At 61.0% G+C, this 16,189-nt stretch carries 16 protein-coding genes and 1 pseudogene; 7 read left to right on the plus strand and 10 right to left on the minus strand.

What is annotated here, in order from left to right; translation table 11 throughout:
- Positions 1 to 45: 45 nt before the first annotated feature.
- The gene (locus tag FHT93_RS02755; protein ID WP_112968242.1) at positions 46 to 444 is read right to left on the minus strand and encodes a GFA family protein; all 399 of its coding nucleotides are present in this window, start codon (positions 442 to 444) and stop codon (positions 46 to 48) included.
- 126 nt (positions 445 to 570) lie between these two features.
- Between FHT93_RS02755 and FHT93_RS02760 the strand changes: the two are divergent.
- A pseudogene (locus FHT93_RS02760) lies at positions 571 to 1,117 on the plus strand (hypothetical protein); the annotation flags it as partial.
- 19 nt (positions 1,118 to 1,136) lie between these two features.
- On the opposite strand, the gene FHT93_RS02765 reads toward FHT93_RS02760, so the two are convergent.
- Positions 1,137 to 1,598 (minus strand): DUF4440 domain-containing protein, encoded by a 462-nt coding sequence (locus tag FHT93_RS02765; protein WP_246781530.1) that lies wholly within the window; start codon positions 1,596 to 1,598, stop codon positions 1,137 to 1,139.
- 184 nt (positions 1,599 to 1,782) lie between these two features.
- Between FHT93_RS02765 and FHT93_RS02770 the strand changes: the two genes are divergently transcribed.
- Positions 1,783 to 2,532, plus strand: a complete 750-nt coding sequence (locus tag FHT93_RS02770) for an aminoacyl--tRNA ligase-related protein (protein ID WP_183846030.1) — start codon at positions 1,783 to 1,785, stop codon at positions 2,530 to 2,532.
- A gap of 94 nt (positions 2,533 to 2,626) precedes the next feature.
- On the opposite strand, the gene FHT93_RS02775 is transcribed toward FHT93_RS02770, so the two are convergent.
- Complete coding sequence (locus FHT93_RS02775) at positions 2,627 to 3,037, minus strand: NUDIX domain-containing protein (RefSeq protein WP_183846031.1); 411 nt, start codon at positions 3,035 to 3,037, stop codon at positions 2,627 to 2,629.
- Positions 3,038 to 3,166: 129 nt separating this feature from the next.
- On the opposite strand from FHT93_RS02775, the gene FHT93_RS02780 reads away from it, so the two are divergent.
- On the plus strand, positions 3,167 to 3,649 hold the full coding sequence (locus FHT93_RS02780) for an HIT family protein (RefSeq protein WP_183846032.1): 483 nt from the start codon (positions 3,167 to 3,169) through the stop codon (positions 3,647 to 3,649).
- A complete protein-coding gene (locus FHT93_RS02785) occupies positions 3,646 to 4,404 on the plus strand; it encodes an NUDIX hydrolase (protein ID WP_183846033.1) in 759 nt (252 codons plus the stop codon). The genes FHT93_RS02780 and FHT93_RS02785 overlap by 4 nt, the downstream gene beginning before the upstream one ends.
- Before the next feature lie 50 nt (positions 4,405 to 4,454).
- On the opposite strand, the gene tyrS is transcribed toward FHT93_RS02785, so the two are convergent.
- Both tyrS and FHT93_RS02795 read right to left on the minus strand, forming a co-directional pair.
- Positions 4,455 to 5,729 carry a tyrosine--tRNA ligase gene (gene tyrS / locus FHT93_RS02790; RefSeq protein ID WP_183846034.1) on the minus strand — a complete coding sequence of 425 codons (1,275 nt, stop codon included), beginning with the start codon at positions 5,727 to 5,729 and terminating at the stop codon, positions 4,455 to 4,457.
- A 195-nt stretch (positions 5,730 to 5,924) separates the two neighbouring features.
- Entirely contained in the window at positions 5,925 to 6,401 is a 477-nt protein-coding gene (locus tag FHT93_RS02795) for an NUDIX domain-containing protein (protein ID WP_183846035.1), read from the minus strand.
- Between the two features lie 78 nt (positions 6,402 to 6,479).
- On the opposite strand from FHT93_RS02795, the gene FHT93_RS02800 reads away from it, so the two are divergent.
- Positions 6,480 to 7,292: a hypothetical protein gene (locus FHT93_RS02800; RefSeq protein ID WP_183846036.1), complete on the plus strand. Its 813-nt coding sequence runs from the start codon at positions 6,480 to 6,482 to the stop codon at positions 7,290 to 7,292.
- 117 nt (positions 7,293 to 7,409) lie between these two features.
- On the opposite strand, the gene FHT93_RS02805 is transcribed toward FHT93_RS02800, so the two are convergent.
- Positions 7,410 to 8,783 carry a 3-deoxy-7-phosphoheptulonate synthase class II gene (locus FHT93_RS02805; protein ID WP_183847484.1) on the minus strand — a complete coding sequence of 458 codons (1,374 nt, stop codon included), beginning with the start codon at positions 8,781 to 8,783 and terminating at the stop codon, positions 7,410 to 7,412.
- 257 nt (positions 8,784 to 9,040) lie between these two features.
- Between FHT93_RS02805 and FHT93_RS02810 the strand changes: the two genes are divergently transcribed.
- On the plus strand, positions 9,041 to 10,324 hold the full coding sequence (locus FHT93_RS02810) for a pilus assembly protein TadG-related protein (protein WP_183846037.1): 1,284 nt from the start codon (positions 9,041 to 9,043) through the stop codon (positions 10,322 to 10,324).
- A 105-nt stretch (positions 10,325 to 10,429) separates the two neighbouring features.
- On the opposite strand, the gene gor is transcribed toward FHT93_RS02810, so the two are convergent.
- The 3 genes from gor to rpiA all read right to left on the minus strand — a co-directional run bounded on the left by gor (position 10,430) and on the right by rpiA (position 13,230).
- Positions 10,430 to 11,815: a glutathione-disulfide reductase gene (gene gor / locus FHT93_RS02815; protein ID WP_183846038.1), complete on the minus strand. Its 1,386-nt coding sequence runs from the start codon at positions 11,813 to 11,815 to the stop codon at positions 10,430 to 10,432.
- 108 nt (positions 11,816 to 11,923) lie between these two features.
- Positions 11,924 to 12,514 (minus strand): DUF2059 domain-containing protein, encoded by a 591-nt coding sequence (locus FHT93_RS02820; protein WP_112547343.1) that lies wholly within the window; start codon positions 12,512 to 12,514, stop codon positions 11,924 to 11,926.
- A 17-nt stretch (positions 12,515 to 12,531) separates the two neighbouring features.
- The gene (gene rpiA / locus FHT93_RS02825; protein WP_112547344.1) at positions 12,532 to 13,230 is read right to left on the minus strand and encodes a ribose-5-phosphate isomerase RpiA; all 699 of its coding nucleotides are present in this window, start codon (positions 13,228 to 13,230) and stop codon (positions 12,532 to 12,534) included.
- A 194-nt stretch (positions 13,231 to 13,424) separates the two neighbouring features.
- Here rpiA and FHT93_RS02830 point away from each other — a divergent pair, with 194 nt between their 5' ends.
- Positions 13,425 to 14,159: an HAD family hydrolase gene (locus FHT93_RS02830; protein ID WP_112547345.1), complete on the plus strand. Its 735-nt coding sequence runs from the start codon at positions 13,425 to 13,427 to the stop codon at positions 14,157 to 14,159.
- A 121-nt stretch (positions 14,160 to 14,280) separates the two neighbouring features.
- On the opposite strand, the gene FHT93_RS02835 is transcribed toward FHT93_RS02830, so the two are convergent.
- Positions 14,281 to 16,179 (minus strand): murein L,D-transpeptidase, encoded by a 1,899-nt coding sequence (locus FHT93_RS02835; RefSeq protein WP_183846039.1) that lies wholly within the window; start codon positions 16,177 to 16,179, stop codon positions 14,281 to 14,283.
- Positions 16,180 to 16,189 lie beyond the last annotated feature (10 nt).

The following is a 16,189-nucleotide window of genomic DNA, read 5'->3' on the forward strand; positions in this document are numbered from 1 at the left end:
AGTGTGCAGCGGTTTTGCGTCCGGAATTGCGTGAAACAAAAAGCTCTACGGCCGTCCCGCAGCATATTGCGGAACGCCATCTGGAATCTCGTAGAAATCGCCCTTACCGGCACAGAAGATATGATAGCCGAAGCTGAGCCCGTTCTGTTCGTCGAAAGCGCCGGCCAGGATGGAAATAGCCGGCCCGCCCAGCCTTTGCCAGAACAGTGCCGAACCGCATTGCGAGCAGAAACCGCGCCGGGCCTCATCGCTTGACTGATACCAGCGCAGGTTTTCCTCGCCTGTTATCGTGACGGCCGAAACCGGCACGTCGGCCGAGGCATAATAAAGCCCTGTCTGCCGCCGGCACTGCGAGCAATGGCAGCCGACCAGGACATCGGGCCTCTCCCGCGCTTCGAACCGCACTGCGCCGCACAGGCACCCGCCCGCATGATGTTCGTTCATGTCCGTTCCCCCTGAAATAGTCCGGGAGAGTGACGTCGGTACAACAGCCAGTCAAATCCAAAGCGCTGATCAAAGGCTTCAGGAAAACTGATGCGTTGGAGCAGAGCATCATCAGTTGCAGGGCGATCTGTCGATGCCAGCATGATGGATATCCTTTCGGCTGCCGCAATCGCCGCCAACCAGAAGAAGCAGGTGGCCGTCAACCTGAGCGCCGCAGTCCCCGGCATTGCCGGCACGAAACTGACGCTCGCAATCGGCGAGCCGCCGAAGGAACTGGCCTCCACGCCGTCGGCACCACGGGTGCGGTCGTACGCACCGCCCAGGTGCGGCTCGCATTTGAACTGAATGTTCTTGGCATCAGCTCGATTGCCGGCATCAAGCTGCGCAGGACATTTCCGCCAAGACCATCAAGAATGTTTCGACCAGGGACACGCTGACCTCGACGGTCACCAGCCTGCTTACCAATACCGACATCCAGGTCACCATCCTCGGTCTCGGTATCGGCCTGCCGAAGGCCGTCATCCAGGGCGCGGTCGCCGATACGCTGACCGGGCTTGCCAAGCCGCTCGACGAGCTGCTTTTCAACACGCTGACCCTGCTCGGCGTCAAGATCGGCGAAGCCGATGTGCGGGTGACGGATGTTCGCTGCCAGCAGTCGGTACTGGTGCAATAGCGATGAGCACCGAACCGGCTCACCCCATCGGGGTGCCCTGATGGAAGACGATCTTCCAACCATCGGCGGCCTGACGCCAGATGGTCGAATGGCGCGTTACGCGCTGCGGCTCCTCGAGAATGTAGGAGAGAAGGAAGAGCCTGTCCGCCAGCACCGTGATGGTGAAATCCCGGCAGGGCCAATCATGCGGCTCTGGCCCTTTCTCGTAGCGCGCAAGCGACGTTTCGATCGCATAGCCGCGCTGATAGACTTTTCCGCTCGCACCGATCTGCCAGAAATTGCTATCGGTCATCCGTTCGAGATCGGCACGCGACGTGCCGAATTCGCGCCGGTGAAAGATCGGCTCGCGGGCCGCAAGTTCTCTAAGAATATGGTCCAGATCCATGTCGCTCATGACGGCAGAATGCATGGATGAAGCGTTGCTCGCAAGGCGAGCGGCCGATTTGACAAGCGCCGGTCCCGCGGATACGACGTCAGCCATGAGTTCCAACAGCGCGCCTCTCTCCCGTCTCGACCGCACCTGCCCGCAGGTTGCCGTTCTGCGCGCTTTTGGCGGACGAGGTCTCCGCGTCCAGCCGTAGCGTCCGGATGCCCTGATGCGTCCGGCGAACTGCTGGACGTAAAGCCCCCATCCTTCTGTTAGGGCTGCCAGGGAGACAGGCACCGTGCTCAATCTTTTCAATGTCAATTCGTTCGTCCACTGGGAAGAGCGCGAAATCAACATGGGTGACCACATGGTCCGTTTCTTTTCCGAGGAGGTGCGAACCTTCCTCCGGTCGGTCAACCCGGCCTGGGATGTCAGAAGGGTCGAGGCGCCGGCGCTGACGCCTCGCGCCCTCATTTCGGACGCCTACACCAATGCCGATATATGGGCGCAGGAGCAAATGACCGAGACCGAGGCGCCGCTCGTGCTGAGGCCGGAAACGACGCCCTCGACCTACGTCTATATGCAGCACATTCTCGGCAATCATTCGAGAACGCGTCTGCCCCTCTGCGTCTGGCAGGCCGGCCGATCCTACCGGCGCGAACAAGAGCAGCCGACCAAGCACATGCGCCTGAAGGAGTTCTGGCAGCTGGAATTCCAGTGCGCCTACACGGCTGACAGCGGCAACGACTATCATGCCGCCGCACTGGAGCCTGTGCGCCGAATGATTGCCGCGCTCATCCCGCTGCCGACCCGCATCGTGCCTTCCGACCGGCTGCCCGCCTATTCGCAGACAACAGTCGATGTGGAGGTGGATAACGGCGACAAGTGGATGGAAGTCTGCTCTATCTCCCGCCGCACGGATTTTCCCGAGCGCTACAGGACGCAGCCGAAGAAGGGGCCGGTTGTGGAACAGGATGTTCTCGTGCTGGAAATCGCCATCGGCCTTGATCGCTGCGTCTACAACTGGGATCTTGCGACGAGCCTGTAAGACATTGCGGGCCGCGTTTATTCAGGAATTCGGCCCGCACTTTAAATATAGATATATCTATATGTATTGTCCGGTCTCAGGCAATTGACTTCGATTAGCCACGCATATCACCGGCCAGAGCCTGTTCTTGAATCTCGTGGAAGATCGAACACCATTGTGGGTGGCCCAAATCGTCTAGCGCCTCGGCCTGAACGGGCGTGGCCCACTGCGCCGCCGTATGTTCATCTCCAAGCAATACAGGTTCTCCACCCTGCCATTCGCTCACGAGGAAGAGATGATAGATCGTGTCTTCCTCGGGCTGCTCGGCGAGCTTTCGAAATCGGGATGGGGTCAGGCCAACTTCCTCTTTTGCCTCGCGCACCATTGCCGCCGCGGGGCTCTCGCCGGCTTCAACATGGCCGCCGACCAGATCCCAGCAATCAGGAAAGCGCTCTTTGTGCCCTGCACGTCGGACCAGCAGAACCCGTCCTTCCCGCCAGAAAATGGCGCATGCAATTTCAGTCAAGACATTCCCTCTCGGTGCGTCTGCAATTTGCCCCGACAAGAAGCGAAAGTCACGGCCCTTGCCGAAGCACGTCATCGTCAGCCAATTTGCGAATCTGCGCGCATGCCCACGTAAGAGAGGAAGGCATCCTTGGAAATTCCTGCACAGTTCCATGTGTCCGAAACATCCGGCTGGCTGGTGAACCATCGTATCAATTCCGCCCTGCCCGGCTATCTCATGGTCAGCTCGCGAAGCTTCACCAACGATCTCGCAGACCTGTCGGCTGAAGCCTTGTGCGAGCTCGGCCCGCTATTGGCGAAAGCTCAGCATGCCCTCGGTAAGGTGCTCGGCGCAAAGCGCGTCTATATTGGCCGCTACGGCCACTCGCCCGGCTTTCCCATCCACTTCCACATCATCCCGATCTACGGCTGGGTGGAAGACCTCTTCTGGCAGGATCAGCGCTACCGTCTGCTGCAGACCTTTGCCGAAGGCCCGGGCGAAACGCCGACCGATGGCGCCGAGCTGACCTTCTTCATCTGGCGCGAATTCTGCGAGCGGGCCGAGCCGCCACAGATAAAGGGGCCATCCGTTACCGAGACGATCGAATTGCTGAGAAAGACATTGCGCGCATGACATTCGCAGACCAGGCATTCACAATATCAGTCGATCATATTCATTGCCGCTGCGCCGGAGCCTTCCGGCTCTCCGAGCCGGTCGAGGCGCTGCGGCGGGCCGGCTGGGATCGCTTCATCGAAAGACACCCAACGGCCTTCGACGGGCAGCTCCTGCGCTTGGCCGAGCATCGCATCGAGAATGGCGAATTGACCATCATGGCCCAAAGCACGAGCTTCTCCGCCTATGTCGTGACCCGCCATGCCGGCTTTGCCGCGGAGCACCCCGACGCCGAGCGCTCCGATCCGCTTGGGCTCACCATTATCCTTGTTACCGCGGACCAGCAGGTGATCGTCACCAAGCGGAGCCTGACTGCGGAGCAGAATCCAGGCGCCCTTTATCTGATCGGCGGTTATGCGGAACCGGGTGCCAGCGAAGAAGTCGATCTCTTCGACGAGGCGGCCCGCGAACTTGCCGAGGAGGTTGCCGTCACCGATATCGATCGCTCCGCCGCCTTCGCGATCGGCCTCGCCTACGATCCCGTCCATTGCCACCCCGAGCTTTTCATTCTGGCATCGAGCCGCTCCACATCAGCCGTGATCCTCGATGGCGCCCATCATGCACCAGACCGCAACGAGGCGGCGGAACTCTTCGCGTCACCGCTGAGTGATATCCTGAACGACGATGGTTTCCTGCCCGACGCGCCCAGGACATGGAGCTTCGTCAAGGCTCGGTCTTTCCTGCAACGGCATTTCCGTCAGCACCATGCCCTTTGACATCGGCGAGCGGGCCGCCTGCCGTGTGAGGCAGCCCGTTCGCGATGGCATTACGGTTCCGGCCGTAGCAGCACATGTTTCTTCCGGCCGACCGACAGGCGGATGACGCCCTCCTCCATGTCGGTATTGGTAAGCCGCATGGCTTCATCGGAGACGTTGCTGCTGTTGACACGCACGCCGCCGCCGAGGATCAGCCGCCGCGCCTCGCTTTTCGACCTTGCAAGCCCCGATGCGACAAGCGCATCCGGCAGCGGCAGGCCCTGGCGCAGCAGATCACCCTTGGTGGTAACCGTCGGCAGTCCCGCAGCGGCCTCGCCGTCTTCAAACATGCGGCGAGAGGTCTCGGAGGCTTGCGTCGCCGCGTCTGCGCCATGGCAGAGCGGTGTCACCGCGTCGGCAAGCACCTTCTTTGCAACATTGATCTCGGAGCCGCGCAAAGCTTCCAGGCGCGCAATCTCGTCAAGCGGCAGCTCGGTGAAGAGCCGCATGAAGCGGCCGACATCGGCATCCTCGGTGTTGCGCCAGAACTGCCAGAATTCGTAGGGCGACAGCCGATCTGCATTCAGCCAGACCGCACCCGATGCGCTCTTGCCCATTTTCGCACCCGACGCGGTCGTGAGCAGCGGCGCCGTCAAACCGAACAGCGTTCGCCCGCCGGCACGCCGCCCGAACTCGACGCCGCTGAGAATATTGCCCCATTGGTCCGAACCGCCGAGCTGCAGCAGGCAGCCATGCGTTTCGGCAAGCACGTGAAAGTCATAACCCTGCATGACCATGTAGTTGAATTCGAGCAGCGAGAGCGACTGCTCTCGCTCCAGCCGCTGGCGCACGCTCTCCGAGGTCAGCATCCGGTTGACGGAGAAATGCGGACCGACCTCGCGCAGGAAATCCAGGTATTTCAGGCCACCAAGCCAGTCGGCATTGTTGACCATGAGCGCATCGGTCGGCCCGTCGCCGAAGGTCAGGAACCGCTCGAAGATGCGCCGGATGCCGGCGAGATTGGCGGCGATCTGTTCTTCGCTGAGCAATGGCCGCGACGTATCGCGAAAGCTCGGATCGCCGAGCCGCGTCGTGGCGCCGCCCATCAGCGCGATCGGCCTGTGGCCGGTCTTCTGAAACCAGCGCAGCATCATGATGGGGATGAGATGCCCGACATGCAGGCTGTCGGCCGTGAGGTCAAAACCGTTATAGGCTGTCGCGATCCCGGTGCCGAGCCGGTTGTCCAGGGCTTCGAGATCAGTGCATTGCTGGATGAAACCGCGCTCCGCGAGAACGCGCAGAAACTCCGATCGAAGCTTGATGGAAGGCTGAAAATTGATGGTCATGAGGGTCTCCAGTGGGGCCGTCAGGCCGGAGACCTTCTGCTGAAACACGCGCCGCCGACCGTGCGGCGTTCGGGTTTTCGAATAGATGACCGTCGCCGCTCTATGGGAGCAGCGCGTAATACAGGCCGGACAGGGTCGGTACATGGGTCATGCGCAATGCATACAGGGCGCGTGGTGTCACGACAAGGGCCTCGGTCACCGTCTCATGGCGATCGGCAGCGCAGGCTGCGAGACTGCAGTCTTCATGAGATCGACGATACCATCCGGGAAAATGACGTCGGCACTGGCAAGCAGTTCTTCCGTCGACCACCAGTGGTGATCCGCCATGACCTCTCGTTCCAGATCCGTCCAGCCGCTATCGGAGATCGCCCCACGCTGAGTCCGCACCACAAAAAACTGCTCCTCGGCGCGCACCATCTCGCCATTGTGGAGCTGAAATTCGAAAGACCGGCTGTCGATCGATGATCCCACCTGATCCACATGGAGGCCGGTTTCCTCCGTGAGCTCGCGCAAGGCCGCGGCCTCGAACGTCTCGCCCTCCTCAAGCCCGCCGCCCGGCGTTGCCCAATATTGCCGTCCCGCAAGCGCGCCCGATCTGAAGACGAATTTGAAAAGCAGGACGCACCCGAACTGATCGAGCAGAAGCAGCCGCGCGGCCGGACGTGTTCGCATCAAACTTACCTCTTGTGTCATCGCTCATGAGAATGGCAATGGAAGAAAATCGCAACCTCCGGTGAAAAAAAGCATCAGATGCTTCGTTTCGGCTTTCGTTTCGCAATCGTCGTCTTTCTGACCCTGCTCACACAGATCGGCGGTATCGCTTATCTCGTCGGCATCGTGGTTGCACGCCTTTGGGCCGTGCGCAGATTTGTGCCGAAGCTTGCAATCTTCCTGCTCGTCTATACCAGCCTGACGATTGTCACCAGCATCGTTGCGCCGATCTTCGGGCGTGTTCCCCTGTCCTGTCTGGCAGACGCTGCAGACAAGCTTGTCTTCCGCTCACCGATCTACTGCGCCCTCAATCGAAATTATGTCACGCCTGCAGTGCGCGATCTGGCCTATGCCCTTGCAGACAATATGGACAGGCAATTCCCCGGCGCGACAACGATCGCACTGGATGCCAATTTTCCCTTCCTGACCGGCTTTCCGCTGCTGCCGCATTTGTCGCATACTGACGGCAGGAAGCTCGACTTCGCCTATTATTACGAGGATTCCAGCGGTAGTTTCCTTGATGGCGTCACCCGCTCGCCAATCGGCTACTTCGCTTTCGAACAGCCCGCCAATAGTGATGAGCAGCCATGCGAGGGGCGGAACGACTGGCTGACGGGGCGTTGGGACCTCGATTTTCTCCAGCCGCTTTTTCCTGCCTACCGGCTTCAGAAGCAACGGACAGTGGCGGCGGTGAATTGGCTCACCACCGAGGGCGTGAGCCGGTTCGGAGTGGAGAAGGTATTTCTTGAACCGCATCTGAAAAAAGCGCTCGGCATCACCGATGATCATGTGCGGTTTCAGGGATGCCGCGCTGCGCGTCACGACGACCATCTTCATGTTCAGTTGCGGTGATGCCCTCGCCTCCCTTATCGGTGGGCTTATCACAGGGGGTAATGGCGATGCCTGTGACTCCACAAACAAAAAGCCCGGCTCTAGGCCGGGCTTTTCAAACTCTATCGGCTAATCGCCTCAGGCCCTTGCGGCCATCCGCTTCTCGTCACGCCCGCCCTTCATGCGCTCGGCCAGCAGGAAGGCCAGCTCGAGTGCCTGGTCGGCGTTGAGGCGCGGGTCGCAATGGGTGTGATAGCGATCCTGCAGGTCCTCGGCCGTGACGGCGCGGGCGCCGCCGGTGCATTCGGTCACGTCCTTGCCGGTCATCTCGATATGGATGCCGCCCGGGTGCGTGCCTTCGGCACGGTGGATCTGGAAGAAGCTTTCGACTTCCGAGAGGATCCGTTCGAAGGGCCGCGTCTTGTAGTTGTTGAGCGTGATCGTGTTGCCATGCATCGGGTCGCAGGACCAGACGACCTTCTTGCCCTCGCGTTCGACGGCGCGGATGAGCTTCGGCAGGCTGTCGGCGACCTTGTCATGGCCGAAGCGGCAGATCAGCGTCAGGCGGCCGGCTTCATTGGCCGGGTTCAGCGCGTCGATCAGCTCGATCAGGTTGTCGGGCTGCAGCGACGGGCCGCATTTCAGGCCGATCGGGTTCTTGATGCCGCGGAAATATTCGACATGCCCATGGTCGAGCTGGCGGGTGCGGTCACCGATCCAGATCATGTGGCCGGATGTGGCGTACCAGTCGCCGGAGGTGGAGTCGACGCGGGTCAGCGCCTCTTCGTAGCCCAGCAGCAGCGCCTCGTGGCTGGTGAAGAAATCGGTCTCGCGCAGGCTCGGATTGTTTTCCGAGGTGATGCCGATCGCCTTCATGAAATCCATGGTTTCGCTGATGCGGTCGGCAAGCTTGCGGTAGCGCTCGCCTTGCGGGCTGTCCTTGACGAAGCCGAGCATCCACTTGTGCACGTTGTCGAGATTGGCATAGCCGCCCATCGCAAATGCGCGCAGCAGGTTCAGCGTTGCGGCCGACTGGCGGTAGGCATCGAGCTGGCGCTCAGGGCTCGGGATACGGGATTCCGGCGTGAATTCGATGCCGTTGACGATATCGCCGCGATAGCTCGGCAGCGAAACGCCGTTCTGCGTTTCCATCGGCGCCGAACGCGGCTTGGCAAACTGGCCGGCGATGCGCCCGACCTTCACGACGGGAAGCTGGGCGCCAAAGGTCAGCACGACGGCCATCTGCAGGAAGGCACGGAAGAAGTCTCTGATATTGTCGGCGCCGTGCTCCAGGAAGCTCTCGGCACAATCGCCGCCCTGCAACAGGAAGGCATTGCCTTCGGCGACATTGGCAAGCGCGCTCTTCAGGCGGCGGGCCTCGCCGGCAAAAACCAGCGGCGGATAGGTGGAGAGCGTGGCTTCAGTCGCCGTCAGCGCGGCCGCGTCGGGATATTCCGGAACCTGCTGGATTGGCTTGTTCCGCCAGCTGCTCGGGGTCCAATTCTGTGCCATGTCGCTCATCTGCTTCCCCACCCGGTTTACCCGGATGCCTGCCCGTTAAAGAATGCGGCGGCTTATAAACCTTTCGGCTTCCCTTGCCTAGTAGCGCATTCGGCGCCCCGAAAGAGTTTCCATCGCCGGCTCGCAGCGTCACTCCGGCTGCGCCAATGCGACGTCGAACCCGGCGTTAAGGCGATATATACCATGCTATTTTCCGGCTAATTTAGATTTCGTATGTAAAGCAGACCCTAATAATATAGGGGTTGAGCATGGGTATCCTTTCGTCCGCGTTCCTTTCGGACCGATCCGGCAATTTCGGCATCATGACGGCGTTGCTGATGGTGCCGCTGGTAGGCTCCGCCGGTCTGGCGCTGGACTATGCCCATGCACTGAGCCTGCGCACCGAGCTCTATGCCGCGGCCGATGCTGCAGCCGTCGGCTCGATTTCCGAAAAATCGGATGCGGTGGCGGCTGCCATGACCATGCAGGGAGACGGCACCATCTCGGTCGCCAAGACCGATGCCCGCAGCATCTTTTTCTCGCAGATGTCCGGCGAACTGACCTCGGTGGCGGTGAACCTGAGCATCGACGTCACCAAGACGGCCAACAAGCTCAATTCGAAGGTCACCTTCAGCGCCTCCGTACCCACCACCTTCATACATATCCTCGGCCAGGACTCGATCACCATATCGGGCTCGGCGACGGCGGAATATCAGACCGCATCCTTCATGGATTTCTACATCCTTCTGGATAACACGCCGTCCATGGGTGTCGCCGCAACGCCGACCGACGTTTCCAAGCTGCAGGCCAAGACCGGCTGTGCCTTCGCCTGCCACCAGATGGACCAGGCCTCCAACAACTACACGATCGCCAAGAGCCTCGGCGTCGCCATGCGTATCGATGTGGTGCGCCAGGCAACCCAGGCGCTGACCGATACGGCCAAGACAGAACGCGTCAGCGCCGACCAGTTCCGCATGGGCGTCTACACCTTCGGCACCAAGGCCGAGGACGCCAAGCTGACGACGATCTCAAATCTCACCTCGGATCTGACGACGGTGAAAAACTACACCAACGCCGTCGACCTGATGACCATTCCCTATCAGAACTACAATCAGGACCAGCTCACCAGCTTCGACAGTGCTATGACGCAGATGAACACCATCATCGATCCGGCCGGCGACGGCACGTCGAACACCAAGCCCGAAAAAATCCTGTTCTTCGTGTCGGATGGTGTGGGCGACAGCTACAAGCCTTCGACCTGCACCAAGAAGACGACCGGTGGCCGCTGCCAGGAGCCGATCGACACGTCCTTCTGCAAGCCGCTCAAGGATCGCGGCGTCAAGATCGCCATTCTCTACACCACCTACCTGCCGCTGCCGAGCAACAACTGGTACAATACCTGGATCAAGCCCTTCCAGAACGAGATACCCACGCGCATGGCCGCCTGCGCCTCGCCGGGCCTCTATTTCGAGGTGTCACCGACCGAGGGCATTGCTGATGCCATGAAGGCACTGTTCCTGAAGGTTATCCGCGCGCCGCGCCTGACGAGCTAAGCATGTCGTCCAGCCCTGTGAAGCCGTTTCGCGACAAGGACGGCATAAGACAGGGATCACCCTCGCCTGCCGCCTGTGCGGCAGGAATCAATTCATGAGGATGGATCAGACGCGCTTGCCGTCGCGGATACGGTAGCTCGGCGCGTACATGGTCACCAGTTCTTCGGCTGCCGTCGGGTGCAGCGCCATGGTGCGGTCGAAATCGTCCTTGGTGCAGCCAGCCTTCAGCGTGACGCCGAGGATCTGCGCCATTTCACCGGCGTCATGCCCGAGAATATGGGCGCCGACCACCTTGCGGCTTGCGGCATCGACGATCAGCTTCATCATCATCTTTTCTGCCCGGCCCGAGAGCGTTGCCTTCAGCGGCCGGAACTGGGCGCGATAGACTTCCAGCTCCTTGTAGCGCTTGGCCGCCTCTTCTTCGGAAAGACCGACCGTACCGATCTCCGGCTGCGAGAAGACCGCCGTCGGGATGAGGTCGTAATCCGGCTTGGTTGGATTGTCCTTGTACTCCGTCTCGATGAAGCACATCGCCTCATGGATCGCGACCGGCGTCAGCTGTACCCGATCGGTGACGTCGCCGAGCGCATAGATGTTCTCGACATTGGTACGAGAATAATCGTCGACGATGATGGCGCCGCGCTCGTTGACTGCAACGCCCGCCTTTTCGAGCCCCAGCCCCTTCGTGTTCGGATCGCGACCAAGCGCAAGCATGACGATACCGGCGTTGAGCGTGCCGTTCTTCAGCGTCTCGATAACGAGGCCGTCTTCACCCTTCGTCACCTTCTGCATCACGTCCTGGCAGAGGATGCGGATGCCCTTGGCGACCATTGCCTCATGCAGCCCGCGGCGCAGGTCCTCGTCGAAGCGTGAGAGGATTTCGGTACCACGATAGATCAGCGTCGTCTCGACGCCGAGCCCGTGGAAGATGTTGGCGAATTCGACGGCGATGTAGCCGCCGCCGGCAATCAGGATCGATTTCGGCAATTCTTCCAGGTGGAAGGCCTCGTTGGAGGAAATGCAGAGCTCGTGGCCGGGCAGCGCCTCATGCGGGTTCGGCCTGCCACCGGTCGCGATCACGATGGTCTTGGCCGTCACCGTCTCGCCCGTCTTCAGGAGCCTGATCGTATGCGCATCGACGAGTTCGGCGCGTGTCTCCAGGATTTCGGCATTGGCGCCGGCAAGGCCCTTCTTGTAGAGCCCTTCCAGCCGCGCGATCTCATTGTCCTTGGCCGCGATCAGCTTCTGCCAGTCGAACGCGCTTTCGCCGACGGTCCAGCCGAAGCCGGCCGCATCCTCGAAATGTTCGTGGAACTGCGAAGCATAGACGAAGAGCTTCTTCGGCACGCAGCCGCGGATCACGCAGGTGCCGCCGTAGCGATATTCCTCGGCGATCGCCACCTTCTTGCCGAGCGAGGCTGCAACGCGCGCGCTGCGCACGCCGCCCGAACCGCCGCCGATGACAAAGAGGTCGTAGTCGTAGGAAGGCATGATGATCTCCGGAGGGAATCGCTGGACGGGTTTTCAACATATAGGTGGCAGCGCCACAAAAACAAAAGCCCGGACGAGGCCGGGCTTTTGTCGAAATGAAGGATGGTCTTACTTCTTGGCAGGTGCCGGAGCAGCGGGGGCAGCCGGCGCTGCTGCCGGAGCCGGCGTTACCGGGCTGTCGGTTGCCGCCGGCGGAGCCTTGATGACCTTGGAAAGCTCGGCATTGCTCTGCTTTTCCAGATCACGGGAAATGCCCTGCGCCCAGATATCGGCAGCCTTGGCGGTTTCACGCGAAGCGACGGGGCCGTCGCGCAGCAGCTTCTTGCCGACGTCGGAATTGTAGAAGTCGGCGATCGCCTTCAGCTCTTCGACCGAGAAGGCCTTGGCATAGGTCAGAGCCGCTTCTTTTTCGAGGTCGGCACGACGCGGTGCCAGAGCCAGAGCCTGGGTGTCGACGGTCGCAGTGATCACGTCCTGATAGTTCGGCGAGTCCTGGATGAGGCCGGCCTTCAGGCGCTCGGCCAGACCCGGCAGGATATTGTCATACTGGGTGGTGGCGCCGATGGCATCCATGGCTGCGCGGGCAGCCTTCAGCTGCTCCTCGGAAACTTCCTGCGCTCTTGCGGCAGAGCCGAAGGCAAGCCCGGAAAGAACGATGGTCGCAGCGGCAAGACGGCCAAGACCTGCAATGTTCATCATGAGTTTCTATGCTCCTGTTATCTGTTTGCCTGCAGCGTACGGGCGCCTGCAGGACCGGCAATGATCGCAAGCGCCGCCATGTTGATGAAAAGCCCGTGCTCCACGACACCGGGTATGGAATTCAGTTCCCTCGCAAGCGCCTCTGCATCAGGAATGCGGCCAAAAGATGCATCGATGATGTGATGTCCGCCGTCGGTCGTAAAGTCTCCGTCACCGGACTGACGCAGCGTCAGTTCGCCGGAAAGCCCAAGGCGCGAGGCGGTCTTTTCGATCGCCATGCGCGTCGAAACGAGACCGAAGGGATTGACTTCGATCGGCAGCGCGAAAGCGCCGAGCGTCTCGACCAGCTTGCTCTCGTCGGCAATGACGATCATCCGGCTCGAGGCTGCAGCGACGATCTTTTCGCGCAACAGCGCGCCGCCGCCGCCCTTGATGAGCCGGAGTGCCGCATCGACCTCGTCGGCACCGTCGATGGTGAGATCGAGCTGCGGCAATTCGTCCAGCGATTTCAGGGGGACACCGAGTTCGACGCAGAGCCGCGCCGTGCGCTCGGACGTCGGAACGCCCTCGACCTTGAAACCGGCGGCGACCTTTTCGGCGAGCAGGCGGACGAATTCTTCAGCCGTGCTTCCCGTCCCGATTCCAAGCCGCATGCCGTATTCGACATGGACGAGTGCTGCCTCGGCGGCCTTGATCTTCATTTCGCGGGCATCCATGCGCCGCCAGCTCCTGATATTGCGTTTGATGTGCTGTTTACACGGCTCGTATTGCAAACGAAAGCCAAAATCATCGTCCTGCGATTGAAAGCCACGCGTTTCGGCTGCGACTTTTCCGTCTGCCGCCGCGCCGTTGCTTTTCGCCTGTTCATCGCCTACTCCCGGATGACCCTACTCCGTAAAGAGGCACGACTTTGACCCCCGCTCCCGAAAATGCCGGCCAGGCTCCCTCCAAGAATAAAGGCCTCGTCGTCTTCGATCTCGACGGCACGCTGCTCGATACCCATGTCGACCTGGTCGAAAGCCTGAACTACACGATCGCCGCTCTTAATCTTGAGCCCGTCACCTATGACGATCTCACGCATCTCGTCGGCCAGGGCGCCCGTGTGATGATCGAACGCGCCTGCAAACTGCAGGGCCGCCCGATCTCGTCGGAGGAACTCGGCCCACTCGTCGAGCGCTTCGTCGCCCATTATAGTGCGAACATGCCCGGTCATACCGAGCCCTACCCTGGCCTCGTCGCTGCCATGGACCGCCTGAAGGCCGATGGCTATGCGCTGGCCGTCTGCACCAACAAGCTGGAAGGTCTCGCCACCGGTCTTTTGGAGAAGCTCGGCCTGACGCATTATTTCGAGGCGATCACCGGCGGCGATACGTTCGAACATCGAAAGCCCGATGCCAGGCATCTGACCGGCACGATCGAGCGCGCCGGCGGCCATGTCTCCCGCTCGGTGATGGTCGGCGACAGCATCAATGACATTGCGGTGGCCAAGAACGCCGGGGTGCCTGTGATTGCGGTTCCCTTCGGCTATTCGGATGTACCGGTGTCGAGTTTGGCCCCGGATGTGATCATCACGCACTATGATGAGCTGACGGTGGAATTGGTGGAAGGATTGCTGAAGGGGGCTGAGGCAAAGGTTGCTGTTTGAGGGCTGATAGAGCTGGCCGTGCCGATTGCGCTTAGGGCTCCTCTCTTCTCAACTCGCACCCTCAAATACAAGACGGGCGGCCCGAAGACCGCCCGTCAAAATCCTCATCCGGCGTCAAGCGTCAGATCTGCGCCTCACGCGACTTGGTCGTCACATCGAATGCCTTTTCCACATAGGCATCGCGGCCATAGACGTCGTCGAAATACTCGATCACGCCGTCCTTGTTTGGCCATGCGGTGAAATAGGACACGTAGACCGGAATCTTCTGCGGCACCTTCACCGCATGGTTCTGGCCGGTAGCGATCTGCTTGGCGACGTCGTCGACCGTCGTGCCGAGAACGGCAGCGGCCATCGCGCGCGGATCGGACAGGCGCACACAACCGTGGCTGAGTGCACGCATGTCACGCTTGAAGAAGCTCTTCGAAGGCGTGTCGTGCATGTAGATGGCGTGGCTGTTCGGGAACAGGATCTTCAACTCACCGAGCGCATTGTCGCTGCTCGGCGGCTGGCGGACCGAGATGTTCTGGGTCGAGCCGTACCAGTCGACGCTGGAGGACGGAACGGCGCGGCCGCCGACTTGGACCTCGTAGCCCATCTGGTCCAGATAGTTCGGGTCCGAGCGCAGCTTCGGCAGCATCTCGTTGATGATGATCGACTGCGGCACGCCCCAGAACGGGTTGAACTCGACAGTTTCGATCTCGTCGTCGAAGAAATAGGTCTGGTTATTCTTGCCGCCGACGACGGTGCGCATCGCAAGCTGCTGCTTGGAGTCGTTATAGTAGTAGGCCATGAAGGCCGGCTGGTTGATCATCACGTAGCGCGGGCCGAGATCCGCGGGCAGCCAGCGAGCCTGCTCCATGGCGACGACGAGCTTGCCGATCCTGGAGCCGTTCGAGTCGCCGCCAGTCATGGTGCGCACGGTCGCCTGGCCGATCACGCCATCGGGCTTCAGGCCATGCTCCTTCTGGAAGTCCTCGACCAGTGACACGATGTCGGGCGAATAGTCGCTGCTGCCGGTATAGGCCGAGAAGGTGGCAGCATGCGCCGTCTTCAGCTCTTCCGAACCATGCTTCTGGATTGCCTTGACGATATTGGCCACTTCCGGCGAGCTGTCGCCCGGCCGCAGCAGGCTGTCGAGCGAAATGGTGATCTGCTCTTCATAGCCGCCGCCGAGGCCACGCAGCTTCGCAAGCTCGGCCTTCAGCGCCAGGAACTGCGTGCCGTCGGGGTTGCGGCTGGAAAGATAGGCCGCAACGTCAGGGCTCATGCGCGACAGCTTCAGCACCGGATCGAGCTTGACGACCTTGCGCTGGAAATCATGATAGCCGGAGAGCTTGTTCGGATCGACGCGGCCGCGAGTCGTATCCTGCACATAGGAGAGAACCTTGGAGGAAAGCGCGAGCTCGAACTGCGTCAGCGCACGGTCACGGACGTCAGGATCCGGATTGGCCGGATCGATGCTCGGCTCGGATACTGCGTAATCGGCGGGGTCGAGGCCGACGCTTGCCGCATCGGCGAGTACGCTCAGCGCCGCCTTGCCGCGCTCGTTGACACCCTCGCCGGACACCCAGACCAGCGGGTTCTTGCCGTCGCCGTAATAGCCCTGCAGGGCCTTGGCGACATCCGGATTGGCGCGGACCTTGGCTTCCGTCAGAAAATGGCGCTGCGGAGCGCCGTCGGTGGTGGTCGAACCGGAGACGTCGGCGACTGCACCGGTGACGACGGGATCTGCAAACTTCGTCGTGTCGACGATCTGCAGCGTTTCGGCCTTGTAGGTGTAATAACGCGGGCTGGAAACCTTCGGCAGCGCCGCTTCCGGATCGATATCGCCGCCAAGCCCGTTACGATTGCCCGGATTGCCACGCATTGGAGCCGAAGGGTCCATGATGATCGTGCTCTGACCGCTTCTTGCCCGGTCGCCGCGCAGCATATCCATCAGCGTATAGGCATGCGCAGGAATCGCGCCCATTACGCAGGAAAGTGCCAATGCGGAAACCGCGCTTTTCAAAACGAACTTCATCTTGTTTTCC

The organism is Rhizobium sp. BK379 (assembly GCF_014193955.1).
Taxonomy (GTDB): domain Bacteria; phylum Pseudomonadota; class Alphaproteobacteria; order Rhizobiales; family Rhizobiaceae; genus Rhizobium.